Annotated in this window: 16 protein-coding genes; 7 read left to right on the plus strand and 9 right to left on the minus strand. The window is 48.8% G+C overall.

Annotation, left to right across the window (positions count from 1 at the left end; all coding sequences use genetic code 11):
• The first annotated feature begins 3 nt into the window (after positions 1-3).
• From pucK to yuzJ, 4 genes are all read left to right on the plus strand, one after another.
• On the plus strand, positions 4-1,296 hold the full coding sequence (gene pucK, locus NSQ83_RS17135; RefSeq protein ID WP_003244570.1) for a uric acid permease PucK: 1,293 nt from the start codon (positions 4-6) through the stop codon (positions 1,294-1,296).
• 12 nt (positions 1,297-1,308) lie between these two features.
• Positions 1,309-2,793: a factor-independent urate hydroxylase gene (pucL, locus tag NSQ83_RS17140; protein WP_080529756.1), complete on the plus strand. Its 1,485-nt coding sequence runs from the start codon at positions 1,309-1,311 to the stop codon at positions 2,791-2,793.
• Positions 2,793-3,137, plus strand: coding sequence for a hydroxyisourate hydrolase (uraH, locus tag NSQ83_RS17145; RefSeq protein ID WP_003244132.1), 345 nt, complete (start codon positions 2,793-2,795; stop codon positions 3,135-3,137). The genes pucL and uraH overlap by 1 nt, the downstream gene beginning before the upstream one ends.
• Before the next feature lie 423 nt (positions 3,138-3,560).
• Positions 3,561-3,692, plus strand: coding sequence for a YhzE/YjcZ family sporulation protein YuzJ (gene yuzJ, locus NSQ83_RS17150; protein WP_009968115.1), 132 nt, complete (start codon positions 3,561-3,563; stop codon positions 3,690-3,692).
• Between the two features lie 205 nt (positions 3,693-3,897).
• On the opposite strand, the gene pucE is transcribed toward yuzJ, so the two are convergent.
• The 7 genes from pucE to allC form a co-directional block, all read right to left on the minus strand.
• A complete protein-coding gene (gene pucE, locus NSQ83_RS17155; protein ID WP_198878524.1) occupies positions 3,898-4,419 on the minus strand; it encodes a xanthine dehydrogenase subunit E in 522 nt (173 codons plus the stop codon).
• Positions 4,410-6,647, minus strand: a complete 2,238-nt coding sequence (pucD, locus tag NSQ83_RS17160) for a xanthine dehydrogenase subunit D (protein ID WP_198878523.1) — start codon at positions 6,645-6,647, stop codon at positions 4,410-4,412. The genes pucE and pucD overlap by 10 nt, the downstream gene beginning before the upstream one ends.
• The gene (pucC, locus tag NSQ83_RS17165; protein ID WP_046160819.1) at positions 6,648-7,481 is read right to left on the minus strand and encodes a xanthine dehydrogenase subunit C; all 834 of its coding nucleotides are present in this window, start codon (positions 7,479-7,481) and stop codon (positions 6,648-6,650) included.
• Positions 7,478-8,095 carry a xanthine dehydrogenase accessory protein PucB gene (pucB, locus tag NSQ83_RS17170; RefSeq protein ID WP_198878522.1) on the minus strand — a complete coding sequence of 206 codons (618 nt, stop codon included), beginning with the start codon at positions 8,093-8,095 and terminating at the stop codon, positions 7,478-7,480. The genes pucC and pucB overlap by 4 nt, the downstream gene beginning before the upstream one ends.
• Positions 8,092-9,084 carry an XdhC family protein gene (locus tag NSQ83_RS17175; protein ID WP_198878521.1) on the minus strand — a complete coding sequence of 331 codons (993 nt, stop codon included), beginning with the start codon at positions 9,082-9,084 and terminating at the stop codon, positions 8,092-8,094. The genes pucB and NSQ83_RS17175 overlap by 4 nt, the downstream gene beginning before the upstream one ends.
• Before the next feature lie 228 nt (positions 9,085-9,312).
• Entirely contained in the window at positions 9,313-10,563 is a 1,251-nt protein-coding gene (gene pucG / locus NSQ83_RS17180) for a (S)-ureidoglycine--glyoxylate transaminase (protein ID WP_160243215.1), read from the minus strand.
• 16 nt (positions 10,564-10,579) lie between these two features.
• On the minus strand, positions 10,580-11,818 hold the full coding sequence (gene allC / locus NSQ83_RS17185; protein WP_163138387.1) for an allantoate deiminase: 1,239 nt from the start codon (positions 11,816-11,818) through the stop codon (positions 10,580-10,582).
• A 222-nt stretch (positions 11,819-12,040) separates the two neighbouring features.
• Here allC and NSQ83_RS17190 point away from each other — a divergent pair, with 222 nt between their 5' ends.
• Together NSQ83_RS17190 and NSQ83_RS17195 are read left to right on the plus strand one after the other, a co-directional pair.
• Positions 12,041-12,178 carry a hypothetical protein gene (locus tag NSQ83_RS17190; protein ID WP_003228634.1) on the plus strand — a complete coding sequence of 46 codons (138 nt, stop codon included), beginning with the start codon at positions 12,041-12,043 and terminating at the stop codon, positions 12,176-12,178.
• A gap of 81 nt (positions 12,179-12,259) precedes the next feature.
• Complete coding sequence (locus tag NSQ83_RS17195) at positions 12,260-13,126, plus strand: endonuclease I family protein (RefSeq protein WP_009968119.1); 867 nt, start codon at positions 12,260-12,262, stop codon at positions 13,124-13,126.
• 33 nt (positions 13,127-13,159) lie between these two features.
• On the opposite strand, the gene ugpC is transcribed toward NSQ83_RS17195, so the two are convergent.
• Complete coding sequence (gene ugpC / locus NSQ83_RS17200; RefSeq protein WP_024572486.1) at positions 13,160-14,263, minus strand: sn-glycerol-3-phosphate ABC transporter ATP-binding protein UgpC; 1,104 nt, start codon at positions 14,261-14,263, stop codon at positions 13,160-13,162.
• A gap of 181 nt (positions 14,264-14,444) precedes the next feature.
• On the opposite strand from ugpC, the gene frlR reads away from it, so the two are divergent.
• Positions 14,445-15,173 carry a transcriptional regulator FrlR gene (gene frlR / locus NSQ83_RS17205; protein ID WP_003228628.1) on the plus strand — a complete coding sequence of 243 codons (729 nt, stop codon included), beginning with the start codon at positions 14,445-14,447 and terminating at the stop codon, positions 15,171-15,173.
• 24 nt (positions 15,174-15,197) lie between these two features.
• On the opposite strand, the gene frlD is transcribed toward frlR, so the two are convergent.
• Positions 15,198-16,052, minus strand: coding sequence for a fructosamine kinase FrlD (gene frlD, locus NSQ83_RS17210; protein ID WP_198878520.1), 855 nt, complete (start codon positions 16,050-16,052; stop codon positions 15,198-15,200).
• Positions 16,053-16,062: the final 10 nt, after the last annotated feature.

Here is a 16,062-nt window from a genome sequence, read left to right on the forward strand (position 1 = left end):
AAGATGAAGGAACAGCACAATGCCTTACAGCTAATGATGCTGGGGCTTCAGCACATGCTTGCCATGTATGCGGGAGCCATTCTCGTTCCGTTGATCGTCGGAGCAGCGATCGGGCTGAATGCGGGGCAGCTGACGTATTTAATCGCGATTGATTTGTTTATGTGCGGGGCGGCAACTCTTTTGCAGCTCTGGAGAAACCGATATTTCGGCATCGGCCTTCCCGTTGTGCTCGGATGCACGTTTACCGCAGTCGGCCCGATGATTTCCATCGGAAGCACTTACGGTGTCCCAGCGATATATGGTGCCATTATCGCCGCAGGACTGATTGTCGTCTTAGCCGCGGGCTTCTTCGGGAAGCTTGTCCGTTTTTTTCCGCCTGTCGTAACCGGATCAGTCGTCATGATCATCGGCATCAGCCTGATTCCAACGGCAATGAATAACCTGGCCGGAGGTGAAGGAAGCAAAGAATTCGGCTCACTCGACAACGTGCTACTCGGGTTTGGCGTCACAGCTTTTATCTTATTGCTGTTTTATTTCTTTAAAGGCTTTATCCGCTCCATAGCGATTTTACTCGGTCTTATCGCAGGAACAGCGGCTGCATATTTCATGGGAAAGGTCGATTTTTCTGAGGTTTTGGAGGCGTCTTGGCTTCATGTTCCGTCTCTGTTTTATTTCGGACCGCCAACCTTTGAGCTGCCGGCTGTTGTCACGATGCTTCTCGTTGCGATTGTCAGCCTCGTTGAATCGACAGGCGTTTATTTTGCCCTCGCTGATATCACAAACCGCAGGCTGTCGGAGAAGGATCTGGAAAAAGGCTACCGGGCAGAAGGCCTTGCGATTTTGCTGGGCGGCTTATTTAACGCGTTTCCCTATACAGCTTTCTCGCAGAATGTCGGCATCGTTCAGCTCTCAAAGATGAAAAGTGTCAACGTCATCGCCATCACAGGAATCATACTGGTCGCGATCGGGCTGGTTCCAAAAGCAGCGGCCCTGACAACAGTGATCCCCACCCCAGTTCTCGGCGGCGCAATGATCGTCATGTTCGGCATGGTCATTTCTTACGGGATCAAAATGCTATCCAGCGTTGACCTTGATTCGCAAGGCAACTTGCTGATTATCGCCTCTTCCGTCAGCTTGGGGCTTGGCGCTACAACAGTTCCCGCGTTGTTTTCATCTCTTTCGGGCGCGGCCTCTGTCTTGGCAGGAAGCGGAATTGTGATCGGCAGTTTGACGGCCATTGCACTGCACGCTTTTTTTCAAACCAAACAGCCGAATAGCGCAGACATAAAAACGTAAAGGAAGATGCCAATGTTCACAATGGATGACCTGAACCAAATGGACACACAAACACTGACAGACACACTTGGCTCTATTTTTGAACACTCTTCATGGATTGCGGAGAGATCCGCAGCACTACGGCCGTTTTCGTCCCTTTCTGATCTTCACCGCAAAATGACTGGCATTGTAAAAGCTGCGGATCGCGAGACACAGCTTGATTTAATCAAAAAGCATCCCCGGCTCGGAACAAAGAAAACAATGAGCGATGACTCGGTACGAGAGCAGCAGAACGCAGGGCTCGGCAAATTAGAACAGCAGGAATACGAGGAGTTTCTCATGCTGAATGAACACTATTATGATCGCTTCGGCTTTCCTTTTATTTTAGCGGTGAAGGGAAAGACGAAACAGGACATTCACCAAGCCCTGCTGGCAAGGCTTGAGAGCGAACGAGAAACGGAGTTCCAGCAGGCCCTTATAGAAATTTACCGAATCGCCCGCTTTCGTCTGGCTGACATCATCACTGAAAAAGGAGAGACGCAAATGAAAAGAACCATGTCTTATGGCAAAGGAAATGTATTTGCATACCGAACGTATTTAAAACCGCTCACTGGAGTGAAGCAAATCCCGGAATCATCTTTTGCCGGAAGAGATAATACCGTTGTCGGCGTTGATGTGACATGCGAAATTGGCGGAGAAGCCTTCCTGCCATCATTTACAGACGGAGACAACACTCTCGTCGTGGCAACGGATTCAATGAAAAACTTTATCCAGCGCCATCTCGCATCCTATGAAGGAACGACAACCGAGGGGTTCCTACACTATGTAGCTCACCGATTTTTAGATACCTATTCTCATATGGACACGATCACTCTGACTGGCGAAGACATTCCGTTTGAAGCAATGCCTGCATACGAGGAGAAAGATCTCAGCACAAGCCGCCTCGTCTTCAGAAGATCGCGAAATGAACGAAGCCGCTCTGTGCTGAAAGCAGAACGAAGCGGGAATACCATAACGATTACCGAGCAATACAGCGAAATCATGGATCTTCAGCTCGTCAAGGTGAGCGGCAACTCCTTCGTCGGCTTCATCCGGGACGAATATACGACTCTCCCGGAAGACGGCAACCGCCCGCTGTTTGTCTATTTAAACATCAGCTGGCAATATGAAAATACAAATGACTCATACGCTTCTGATCCAGCACGCTACGTTGCGGCTGAACAAGTCCGCGACTTGGCGAGCACCGTTTTTCACGAGCTCGAAACCCCTTCAATCCAAAACCTAATCTATCATATCGGCTGCAGAATATTAGCGAGGTTCCCGCAGCTCACTGATGTCAGCTTCCAATCTCAAAATCACACGTGGGATACGGTTGTCGAAGAAATCCCGGGCTCAAAAGGAAAAGTCTACACCGAACCGCGCCCGCCATACGGTTTCCAACATTTTACCGTGACAAGAGAAGACGCCGAGAAAGAAAAACAGAAAGCCGCTGAAAAATGTCGGAGCCTGAAAGCCTGATGGGAAAACTGACAACCCATATTTTAGATTTAACCTGCGGCAAACCAGCGGCGAACGTAAAAATTGGATTGAAGCGGCTGGGCGAAAGTATTATGAAAGAGGTATACACTAACAATGACGGCAGGGTCGATGTCCCTCTGCTGGCTGGTGAAGAGCTGATGTCAGGAGAGTATGTGATGGAATTTCATGCAGGAGACTATTTTGCGAGTAAAAACATGAACGCAGCCGATCAGCCGTTTTTAACCATCGTCACCGTCCGTTTTCAGCTAGCAGATCCAGATGCACATTATCATATCCCGCTCTTGCTGTCGCCGTTTGGTTATCAGGTGTATAGGGGGAGTTAAGAAGGAAGCCCGCCTCACCGGCGGGCTTCTTTTTGCACTTCAATTAACTTTTGATCCTAGGACAGTACTTGAAGTGATCCCCACACTTAGTGAAACAACAGCTAGAATAAACATTCACCTATATTTTTCAGGATAATTGCCTACGAGAAAAATATCCTGTAGTCCTTTCATTTATAAATCGAGGTTTCAAACTAATAAGTCAGCTCTTAGCAGCCGAGCTCCCTTCTCCAATCCTATAAACAGACCGCGTTTTTTCTCGAAAAAATACTCTGAAGACAATTGCTGCGTTTTTAATAGTTTTGATAACGCGTTCTCTCTTACACCTTTAGACAAAATATTCATTTTTTCTTTTTTAGACTTAAATCTATGTCGAAAATAATCGTTGGCATATCTTATACTATCTCCACTAAAGGAGATGACATTATGGGATTCTACAATTCTGGTGGATACAGTGGAAACTCTGGTTACTCAAACGGTTTCGGGAGCTCCTTCGCTTTGATCGTGGTGCTATTCATTTTGTTGATCATTGTTGGAGCAGCTATCTTTAATTATTAAGTTTAACTTTCCTTGCCTCCGCCGTATCCAACACCTCCCTGTCCGACAGACGCCATAAGAAGTTTTTATGGCGTCTTTGCTATGTGTTCACTAATCTTTTTGTAATCCAGAAGCTGTCAAGTTCTACGAGATTTATCGTGTGTTTTCCCACAACGCTTCTGCGTCTTGATCGCGCTGTCTGACTGAGGCTAAAAAAGTCCGGCTTTTAAAAGCCGGACTCCCGTCTCCCTCCGTTCAACTCTCTACTAATCCTGCAAGCTGACCGCATAATCCCGCCGTACCCGGTACACCGGCACAAATTCCCCGCCAGCCCTTCTTCTATATCTTCGTCAGAAGGTTGAGGGGTTTCCCGAAACAGTGCTTTAAGCGCAATTATCATTCCTGGGGTACAGTAGCCGCATTGGAAGCCTCCTTCTTCCAGAAAAGCGGTTTGGCAGATATCCAGTTCCTCTTGTTGTACGCCCTCGATTGTTGTAATGGAATGGCCGTCCACTTGATAAGCCATGGTCATACACGCATTGGCCAGCTTTCCGTCGATTAAAATAGAGCAGGCTCCGCAGCGGCCGATTCCGCAGGACACCTTTGTCCCGGTCAGCTGAAATTCCTTTCTAAGCAGGTCACTCAGATGTGTCGTAGGAACGGCAGCAACCTCCCACTCCTGCCCATTCACGGTCATCCGGAACTGTTCCTTTTTTACAGGAAATGGCCCGGCCTCTTTTACGTCCATTGCTTCAGCCCCTTTCTGTCTATCGCTTCAAGCAGCTCTTCTCTTGAAATTGGCAGCTTGTTTATCCAGCATCCGACCGCATCATGTACTGCCTTTACAATCGCCGGAGTGATGGCGATTGTTCCGATTTCGCCAACACCGCGCGGTCCATATACGTCTCCCTTCATTAAGTCTTCTATTGCAATCACCTTCATGTCAGGAACATCTTTGATTCCGGGAATCAAATAGTGATCGAGATTTTCCGCAGCATAACGGCCATCCGTCATTTTCGCTTCCTCCATCAGTGTGTAGCCGAGTGCCATGGCAGCGCCGCCTTCAATTTGACCTCGATATCCCTGCGGACTGACAACCGGACCTGCCGCAATAGCGTGCTCACAATCTATCAATTTGACATCGCCTGTTAACAGATCTACCTCCACCTCAACGGCAGCCGCTCCAAATGAGTAGAGGAAATGGCCGCCCACCACAGGATCAGGCGTTGTTGGAAAGTCAAATGCCGTTTCCTCTGCCAAAGGGCCTTTTTCAGCCAGCTCCTTATACGTCACCACGAGCGCCTTTGTGTTTTTGTCACGCAAGCCTGCAGCGCCGGGAATAAGGTTTTCCGCTGAACAGCCGCTCCATTCTGCCGCCCGTTTTTTCAACTGAGCTAGAAACGGCTTCTTCAAAAGCTGGATCGCGTGCCACACCATGCTTGTGCCACGGGATGCTGTGGAGGAGCCTGACTTCGGCACTTTTGCGGTATCCCCAATAACAATGGAAATATCCTCTGCGGCACAACCTAACTCCTCCATGACAATCTGTTCAATCGCTGCTAGAATCCCCTGTCCGCATTCTTCAAATCCAAACGATGCTGTGATTTTGCCTTCACTCGAAAGGGACAAACGGCCTCCTGCCGCATCCATTCGGCCATACCCCAGTCCGCCGCCGTGCATTGTAATTGCCGCTCCCGTGCCTCTTTGCAGATACCCGCAGTTCCGGCTGGTTCTTGTAAGAATGGGAGATTTAGATATGGCATTCAACACCTGTGCCGCTCCGTCAGTTGGTGCAATTCGATGCTCAAGCGGCCCCAAGTCATGCGGTTTTCTGATATTTTTTCTTCTCAGCTCGAGCGGGTCGATGCCGAGCATGCCGCTGAGACGATCGAGATGGGTTTCGAGTGCAAATGTGATTTGGTTGCCGCCAAAACCCCGAAATTCCCCCGCCACCCCGTTGTTCGTAAATACTGATATTCCTTCAGTCCGGATATTCGGAATACGGTACGGCCCCGCGGCATGCTCGACAGAAAAATCAAGAACAGCCGGTCCGAGCGTAGCATATGCGCCTGTGTCCGCCACAATTTTCACGTCATGCGCCAATAGATTTCCTGAATGATCCGCACCCGTTTTTATCGTAATCTTCATCGGATGGCGCTTAATGCCAGAACGTACAGACTCCTTTCGTGTCTGATGGATTTTGACAGGACGTCCACTTTTCAGTGACAAAAGCGCGGCATACGGCTGAATATTCAGCTCATCCTTCCCTCCGAACGAGCCGCCCATCGGACTTGACACAATCCTGATCTTCTCTTCAGGAATGTCAAAAATACGGGCAAGCTGGAAACGGTCTTTATAGCCGTGCTGGGTTCCTGCATACATCGTAAAACCCCCGTCGTCTTCCGGAACGGCTACACCTCCCTCCGTTTCCATATACGTATGCATCTGCCGCGGCAGCTCATAGGTTTCTTCAAGGACTGTGTCAGATGCTTGAAACCCTTCTTCCACATCGCCGTTTGAAAAAAATGCGCGGTGCAGGATATTCCCGTCCTCATGCAGTCTTTGCGCATTCGGCCGAATCGCTTTTTCTGGTGAATCCATGACTTCCAGCTCTTTATACTCAACTCGAATCAGCTCCAGCGCCGCTTCCGCGATTTCTTCAGTTTCCGCAGCAACTGCGGCGATCGCATCCCCGACATACCGCACCCTGTCCTCACATAAAACCGGCTGATCAGGGATGACAATGCCAAATCGGTTTAAGCCGGGAACGTCTTTATGTGTGACGACGGCCTGCACGCCTTCCATTTTCTCAGCTTTTATGGTGCAAACCGACACAATCTCTGCATGAGGATAAGCACTTCTCAGCACCTTGCCATACAGCATTCCCGGAAAGCTGAGATCGGTCATATATTTCAATTCCCCTGTGACCTTATCCCTTCCATCCGGTCTGACTCTTGACGGTTTGTTGATGATCATTTATTCCCCTCCCTCAGCCATCAGCTCTGCCATGATGACGTTGGCAGCGGCTTTTTTTCTGTATGCCGCTGACATAAAAGCATCTGAGGAAAACGGCAGCTCATGGATAAGTGTTTTGTACAGCTCATGCGAGTCCCACCCTGGTGCCATCCATTTCGCTTCGCTGTCCAATAATCTCCTAGGAGTGATATCGGCATGGCCAGCGGCGAGGCGAATGCCGCCGTCTTTCAAAAAACGTCCAGCTGCAACAGCAACCGCTCCTGTAAAAGCCTGACGCCTTCCAAGCTTGTGATAAAATACACGCTCTCCCTCCGCCCGCGGGATGATGACACGCGTGACGATAGCCGTTCTAAAGTCTTCCTCAATGAGCCAAGCGCCAAGCGGCAGCCTGATTAGCTTCTTTTGATATACGATAAGATCAGCATCAAGCACAAGCAGAAGCGGAATGAAATCACCGATTTTACTCGCTATGTTGCCGCCAATCGTGGCACGGCTGCGGATTCCCGGTGCGGCGACAGCGGAAGCAGCGTCACTGAAACAGCCAAGCGTGCTCTTGATCAAAGGGTTCTTTCTGCATTCACTCAGTGATGTGAGCGCCCCGATCGACACGTGGGTGTCACTGGCGCTGATCCCTCGCATCTCGTCAATCCCTTCAAGGCTGACAAGGTGCTGTTTCGGTAGAGTTCCTTTGTCCCACTGAAGCTGAAGCAGCGTGCTTCCCGATGCGGCACACACATCCGGAGCAAGCTTCTCTAAAAGCGAATAGGCCTCATCAAGCGCTGCCGGCCTCCATAATTGAATATTCATCCTTGCTTTTGTCACTTGGCCGTTCAAGCCATCGCCCTCCTTACCATGTCATATTCCTCGGGTGTATCAATATCGTCCAACTCGCCGCTATCCTTTGCCTCCAAAACCGCTCCTGCTCCAAGCTGTCCGCTTTTCAGGAGCCTGCGAGCCCCTTCATCTCCCGTTAACCCCTTTACATAAGGAAAACAAGCCGACGAGAAGTAGATTGGCGGGGTGAACGCCCCTAAAAACGATGACACGGCAAATGGCTCAGGGGCCAGTGCCACAAGGGCATTGAGATGATCGACGGAAAGCTGAGGCTGGTCGGCTAACAAAATGACAACGCCGTCCGCCCCCATGCTTTCTGCTTTTCTCACCCCGCTGCTGACTGAATGCCCCTGACCCTTTTCTGCGTCTTGGCAAACGTGCAGGCTCCAGCGTTTTTGAAAAGGCGGAGCGTGATACGGCGCTCCTATCCACTCAAGGGAGGCATGTTCTGTCCGCTCGACGACCAGCACGTGATCAAGGCGGGACGACAGAGCAGTTTTCAAGGAAAGTGAGCCGATGTTTTCTCCTTTTAGCGGCAAAGCCAGCTTGTTTTGACCCATTCTTCTGCTTTTGCCGGCAGCGAGAAACACGCCGATCAGATAGGGGTTTCTCATACAACCGCCAGCCGTTTTCTTGTTTGAATAATTTCTGCAACTACACTTACCGCAATTTCCTCGGGACCTTCCGCACCGATTTTCAGCCCGACCGGACTGTAAAAGTGCGACGGAGGATGTTTTCCGTTCAGCAGCCGTTTCGTGCGGTTTGCCGAACCCAACAGTCCAATATAATGGAGGTTTTGAGAAAATAAGAAGTTGATGATCGTTTTATCGTGCTGATAATGATGCGTTGCCACAACAGCTGCATCATGCGGAAAAAATTGAAATTCGCTAAGCATTTGTTCCGGAAAAGCGGTGATCAGCTGATCCGCTTTTGGAAAAAGAGAGGATGTACAATAAGCGGACCGCCAATCCGTCACGATAACAGAAAACCCTGTGTCAGCCGCCAAATTGGCCAGCGGTACAGTATCCGGTCCCGCCCCAAACAGAATGAAACGCGGCTTCGGTTCAATTCGCTGAATAAACATGTTAGTGGTTTGATCGAAATGCGGTAAATGAAGCGTTGAAACAGTACGTTGAATATCTTGCAGAGGCGCGTCCGGCCAGTTGCCAAAATGCCCGTTCTCCGTCAGAAATAAATAATGTGAGGATCCAATCTTTATAACAGAAGTGACAGCTTTGCCTGAATGAAGGCAATCCCTCACTTTCTCATAGTGCCGCCTTTTTTCCTGAGTGATTCGCTCCACATGAACATGAATAATGCCATTGCACCCGGCTCCCATGCCCCAAGAAAGATCGTCCTCTGACCTCATGTCGTAGGGAATCAGCGTTGGTGTGAGCTGATCGCCCAGCGCACTGATTCTTTGGAATACATCTTCTTCCACACACCCGCCGCTCAGCAAGCCAATCCGTCTGCCATTTTTCTTAAAGAGCATAGAGGCGCCTGCTTTTCGATACGCGGAGCCTTCAACTTGAACAATTGTCGCCAGTACAGCCTCCTCCTGGTCTTCCAGGAGCGCATCTAACATCTTGTGAAAATTCCCCAATGCTGCATCCTCCTCTCGAAAATTGCCGTGAGAAACAACTAGTTCAGCATGATTTTATAGGTAACTTGTATAAAGAATAGACGATGGAAGAAAAAATGACTCATGATTTGTCAGAAAATGAAACACATAGAAAGAGGATTTGTAAAAAGAGTCAAACGAAGAAAATCAGATTGGAGAAAACACGAAATCATATCGTTAAAAAGCTTGCGGAGTTCCGCAAGCTTTTCTTTACACCGCCGCCTGGCGGCCAGCGTTTTCATACACATCCAGCGCTGCTTGGAGCGCTTTTCCTGCTTCGATTCCTGCGTTATGTCTGAGAAGCACAGCCTCTAACCCGGCAAGCACGAATAGCACGTTTTCTTTTCTGCAGCTGTACCCCATCGTGCCGATCCTCCAGATCTTCCCTGCAAGCGGGCCGAATGAGCTGGCGATTTCAATGCCGAATTGTGCCAGCAGCATATCACGGACAGACTCGCCGTCAATGCCGCCGGGAATTTCGACACAGGTGACAACAGGCATTTTGCAGCTGTCATCTCCAAACAATCTTAGCCCCATTGCCTTTATCCCTGCTGCTAATGCGGCTTCATGGTGCCGATGCCGCTCAAAACGCGCCTCAAGGCCTTCTTCAAGCACCAGTCTGACTCCCTCACGTAAGGCGTACAGCATCGTCGTCGCTTCTGTATGATGATTGAGCCGTCTTTCGCTCCAATAATCCTCAAGCTGGCTCAAATCAAAGTAGTTGCTTGTAATTGGCCGATTTCCCGAAAGCGCTGCCCTGTCAGCTTGTGACGCAATCCCCCGCTCCACCTTTTTGCGAGCTGCAATCACGTCCGCCACCCGCTCATTATATGTAATCGGCGCCATTCCTGAGGGCACAGATAAACATTTTTGCGTTCCGCCGATGGCAGCGTCAATCTTCCATTCATCGACTTTAACCTCGCAGCCCCCAATTGTTGCGACTGCATCGACGATAAACAATGCATCCTCGGTGCGGCAGGCTTCGCCGATGGCTTTCAGCGGGTGAATCCGTCCTGTCGATGTTTCTCCATGCACCATGGCCACAATTTTCGGCTTCACTTTTTTTATCTCCCGTATGATGTCCTCCGGGTCAAAAACCGTTCCCCATTCGCACTCAAGCATATGAACATTTGCCCCATATCGCTCGGCGATTTCAGTCAGCAAATAACCGAAACGGCCGTAAATGGGAATGAGCACATCATCTTCCGGCTCTATCACACTAGCCAGCACTGCTTCAATTCCCGCCCGTGAAGTGCCGTCAATCGGGTATGCCCAGCGGTTTTTTGTTTGGAACAGCTCCCGAAGCATCTCCATCGTTTCATTCATAATGCCTGTAAACGCCGGATCAAATTGGCCGACAACCGGGGTGCTCATTACTCTTAATACACGCGGATCAACCTCAACAGGCCCCGGCGTCATAATCGTTCTTAACGGGGTGCATAATTCTCTTCTGCCTGACACAGCCATTCCTCCTTTATCAGTAAGCCAGTTTGTATAATAAATCAGTCAGTGCGCGGATGCCGATCTCAAGCTGTCTGGCTGACGTATATTCCTTCGGTGAGTGGCTGACGCCGCCTCGGCTTGGCACAAACAGCATACAAGCAGGATAGCGCCTTCCGATCATTTGCGCGTCATGCCCTGCTCCGCTCACCATTTTCTCACAGCTGAAGCCGTTTTCTAATGCTGTTTCAAAAGCCGCAGCCTTCAGCCTTTCGTCCATCGGCACAGGCTCTATTCGCATATATTCATCAATCACGGCGCGAATTCCTTTTTGATGGCAAATGCCGTTGATCAAAGCAACCATGTCTTGATGAAACTGTTCCAGCACATGCTGATGCTGATGGCGAATATCGATTGAAAACTGGACGCGGCCCGGTATGACATTGGCTACATTGGGCTCTGCCGTTATTTTTCCGCATGTCAGACGGAGCTCATCCGGCAGCTCCTCCGACCGCAGCAACAGCTCATGAATGATACGGCTGCTGGCTGCGAGCGGGTCCTTGCGCCATTTCATGGAGGTGGTTCCCGCATGATTGCATTCCCCCTCCAGCGTGACGAGATAGCGCCTCTGTCCCGCAATGCTTGTCACAATCCCGAGATCCCGTCCTGACATTTCCAATGTCTGTCCCTGTTCAATATGGAGCTCAACAAAAGCGCTGATATCTGTCCGATATGCTGCCTGAAACACACCTTTGCCAAAACCGTTCTCATGCATCGCATGTTGCAGCGAGACTCCTGATTCGTCTCTTGGCTCTGCTCCATTCTGTAATGAAAAAACACCCGTCATATTCCCTGATCCCCAATAGGTCATTGGAAAACGGCTGCCCTCCTCCTCACATAAGGATACCGCTTCGAGTGTTTTTTTCGGCGCTCCATATGTCTCTTTGAGCCGCTTTATCGCAAGCATTGCCGCCAGAACACCATAGGCGCCGTCGTATTTCCCCCCATTGATGACAGTATCGATATGTGACCCGGTTACAATGACTTCATCCGGAGACTGGGTGCCCGAAAGCCTTCCAAACACATTGCCGACATCGTCGAATCTTGTGTCAAGCCCGAAAGAAGACATTTCCGTTTTCACAGCAAGCTGTGCGTCCATCCACTCTTTTGTGTATAAAAGCCTCGTTACGCCGCCATCCGCAGACGCACCGTATTGGGCGAGCCATTCAATATAATCTGTGATGCTGTTTTTTACTGAAAGCTTCTGCTTTTCCATGTACTCCCCCCTCTGGCCGCTATGGTGACTTCATTATAGAAGGAGCAACATGATAGTTCATTGACAGATTAACCAAAAAAACGTTTATTTTTTAGCCACAGTATCCATCCAGCAACCAGATACACCCTACATGTCACAACTATTTTGATGTAAAGGTCAAAAGAAAACACGGTAAGGAAGAGAGCCAGCAAGAGCGAAAGAGAGGGTCAAAATGCCTTTCATATGAACAAGCTAAGCTGGAGAGGCGATGTTCGCGGAACGGATGAAAACAGAAATGCCGGCAGCCCGCAAAAACAGGACCTAAAGATATGGAAACAGGAGATTTCCGCCTCCTCCAAAGGGACTAATTTACAATTTTAATGAAAAATATACAAAATGACACTTCTATCCTTTATTTCAATTTTAGATAATAGACATGATCTGATAAAAGGAGGGCAAGTGATGACAAAAAAAGCATGGTTTCTGCCGCTCGTCTGTGTATTACTGATTTCCGGATGGCTTGCGCCAGCAGCTTCAGCAAGCGCGCAAACCACATTAAGCCTTAATGACCGATTGGCGTCTTCCCCTTCAGGAACGGGAAGCCTTCTCTCATTAGCCGCCCCCGCTGCACCCTATGCTGACACAGATACCTATTATGAAGGGGCTGAAGGTAAAACAGGAGACTCGCTAAAAAGCACCCTGCACCGTATTATCAGCGGACACACGATGCTGTCCTACAGCGAAGTGTGGAACGCGCTGAAAGAAACGGATGAAGACCCAAGAAATCCGAATAACGTCATCCTGCTCTATACGAATGAATCGCGTTCCAAAAACCTGAACGGCGGCAATGTCGGCGATTGGAACCGCGAGCATGTCTGGGCGAAATCCCATGGCGATTTTGGTACGAGCAAGGGACCTGGTACTGATATTCATCATTTGCGCCCGGCTGATGTTCAAGTTAACAGCGCCAGAGGAAATATGGATTTTGACAATGGCGGCACTGAATATGCGAAGGCACCCGGAAATTATTATGACGGCGATTCATGGGAGCCCCGCGATGATGTGAAAGGCGATGTTGCCCGCATGCTGTTTTACATGGCTGTCCGTTACGAGGGTGATGACGGCTATCCTGATCTTGAGCTTAATGATAAGACAGGCAACGGCTCAGCTCCTTATCATGGCAAACAATCTGTCCTGCTCGAATGGAATAAGCAGGATCCGGTTGACGACCGCGAGCGGAAAAGAAATGAAATCATTTATGAAAAATATCAGCACAACCGCAATCCATTTATCGACCACCCTGAATGGGCGGATGAGATTTGGCCGTAAGAAAAAGGTGCTCCTTTTTAGGAGCACCTTTTTCTAATACACAGCCTCTTCCGTTTCCGCATCGAAAAAGACGACGTGGTCCATTTTCACTGAGAGCTGGATTGAATCGCCTGCATCGATTCGCGTGTTTCCGTCCAGGCGGACCTTGAGCCGCTCGTCCCCAGCCATGACATGCACTATGAGCTCCGAGCCCAGATTTTCATTCACTTCCACCTTCGCTTGAAACACTGAATCAAACAACTGGTCATTTCCTGTCATTTGTGTGATGTGCTCCGGCCGTACACCGGCAATCATCTGTTCTCCGGCATATCCCTTTTCCTTCAGCCGCTTTGCTTTTTCTTCAGGAATATGAAGCCGGATCGAAGAATTTGTGAAAAACAGCTCGCCATGCTGCTGTTCTATGATGCCTTTCAAAAAGTTCATCCCAGGAGAGCCAATGAAGCCTGCGACAAACAAATTGGCCGGGTAATGATAAATGTCATGAGGTTTCGCCACTTGCTGGATTTCCCCTTCATTCATGACGACAATCCGATCTCCCATAGTCATTGCTTCGGTCTGGTCATGCGTGACATAAATGATCGTTGCCTCTAATCGCTGGTGCAGCTTGCTGATTTCTGTCCGCATCGTCACTCTTAGTTTTGCATCCAGATTAGAAAGCGGCTCGTCCATTAAAAAGACCTTCGGCTCCCTCACAATCGACCTGCCAAGCGCCACCCTTTGCCGCTGCCCGCCGGAGAGCGCCTTCGGTTTTCTCTTCAGCAAATGTTCAATTTCTAAAATTCTGGCTGCCGCATGAACCCGCTCGGCAATTTCCTGTTTCGCCATCTTTCTGAGCTTTAATCCAAACGCCATATTATCAAAAACCGTCATATGCGGATAAAGCGCATAGTTCTGGAATACCATCGCAATATCACGTTCTTTCGGCGGAAGATCATTGACCCGCTCCCCATCAATAAGAAGATTTCCTTCAGAAATGCTTTCTAATCCAGCCACCATCCGCAGCGTTGTTGATTTTCCGCATCCTGACGGCCCCACCAGCACCAAAAGCTCCTTATCCTTTACATCTAAATCAAAGTCCTTCACGGTTAATTGTGAGTGATATGATTTTTTGACGTGTTCAAATGTTAATGAAGCCATCAGAAAAGTCCCCCTATCTTTTGACCCGTTATTTCGTCACTGGAAACAACTTGGTCTTTCTGTTATTTTTAGAGTAATCGATTCCCATTTTTGCTATATTTCTAAAATAAAAAATGTAAATTTGTATTATAACGTCATAATACATTATAATATAAATAATAGGTTAAAAGGAGGCTACCCTTTGTTAAACAACGGAAGTTCTACACCTTTATACATTCAGCTAAAACAAATCATCACTGATGACATCAAAAAGGGCGTGTATTCCCCAACCGCCAAGCTGCCTACCGAAAACGAGCTTTGCACCAAGTATAACGTCAGCCGCATCACCGTCAGGAAAGCCATTCTCGATTTAGTCGAAGAAGGCTATCTGATCAGGCAGCAGGGAAAGGGAACGTTCGTTAAAAGCCCTAAATTAAAACGAGAGCTGATCGCTGTAAACGGCTACTCGGAATTTATGGAATCAACCGGCAAAAAACCGAAGCATCATGTGCTGTCCCATGACATCATTCCAGCGTCAAAACCCATCGCAGAAAAGCTTCAAATCCAACCCGAGAGCCCTGTCGTTGAATTAAAACGGATTTTATATAATGATGATCAGCCTCTCACCTTTGAAGTGACGCATTATCCGCTTGATTTGTTTCCCGGCATTGATACCTTTATTGCTGACGGCGTCTCCATGCATGATATTTTGAAACAGCAATACAAAGTTGTACCCACGCACAATACGAAGCTATTAAACGTTGTATATGCCCAGCAGGAGGAAAGCAAATACCTGGATTGTGATATCGGGGATGCGCTGTTTGAAATTGATAAAACGGCTTTTACATCAAACGACCAGCCAATCTATTGCTCATTGTTTTTGATGCACACAAACCGTGTCACTTTTACCATCAACAGCCCCTACACATAACAGGCATAAAAAACGAGACACTGCTTATAGTATTCTCGTTTTTTCACTGCTTCCCCCGTCCTCCAAGCGATAAGGATAGCCATAGCCGAAAGCTCCGTACACACCGCATGTTTTCGCAGCCGTTTCAGCAGCCTGGCGCAAAGCGTACGTTATATCCTGCTTCACGCAAAAGGCAGTCAAAAAGCCTGCTATAAAAGAATCTCCCGCCCCAAGTGTATCTATTATATCAGCTTCCACAATCGGCTGATGATAGACTCGATCACCCGCAGACAGGATTGCTCCTTGGCCCCCTCGGGTCATACAAACCATTTTGGCTCCGTATCCATGAGCTGTTTTGGCAAGCTCACCGCATTCCGACTCACTCAAATCGCTTCCTGAAAAAAACGCATACGTCACATAAGGACAGACCCTCCTCAAATAATCATCCTCCCGATTGGTTGAAAAATCAAATGAGACCGGGACAAGCCCGCACAGCTGCGGAAGATCGTTCTCAAGCCTGCTGTACACGCTCGTATGCAGCAGATCATGTCCGCTGATAAAGGCTATATCTTTCTCCTGGAACACGAGCCGAAGCCGGGACTGAATGCCGCCTTTATTTGACCTGACAAAAATACGGTCCCCCTGTTCATCAAGGGTGACAATCGCCATCCCGTTTTCCCCGTGCGCCTGGCGGATATAATCTGCATTGACCTGCTCCAGCTTGAGAACGTTCAACAGATGCGCCGCGGCTTCGTCATTGCCGACGATTCCGATATAGGAAGACTCATGCCCGAGCCGCTTGGCAAGCACAGCAACGTTTAAGGCATTTCCTCCCGGGTAAAATGTTTCTTGATCCTGGTAGTAATCTACAACATTATCTCCAACCGCAATCAATTTCATAGCGCTTCCT

This window comes from Bacillus sp. PS217 (genome assembly GCF_037963535.1).
GTDB lineage: Bacteria > Bacillota > Bacilli > Bacillales > Bacillaceae > Bacillus > Bacillus subtilis.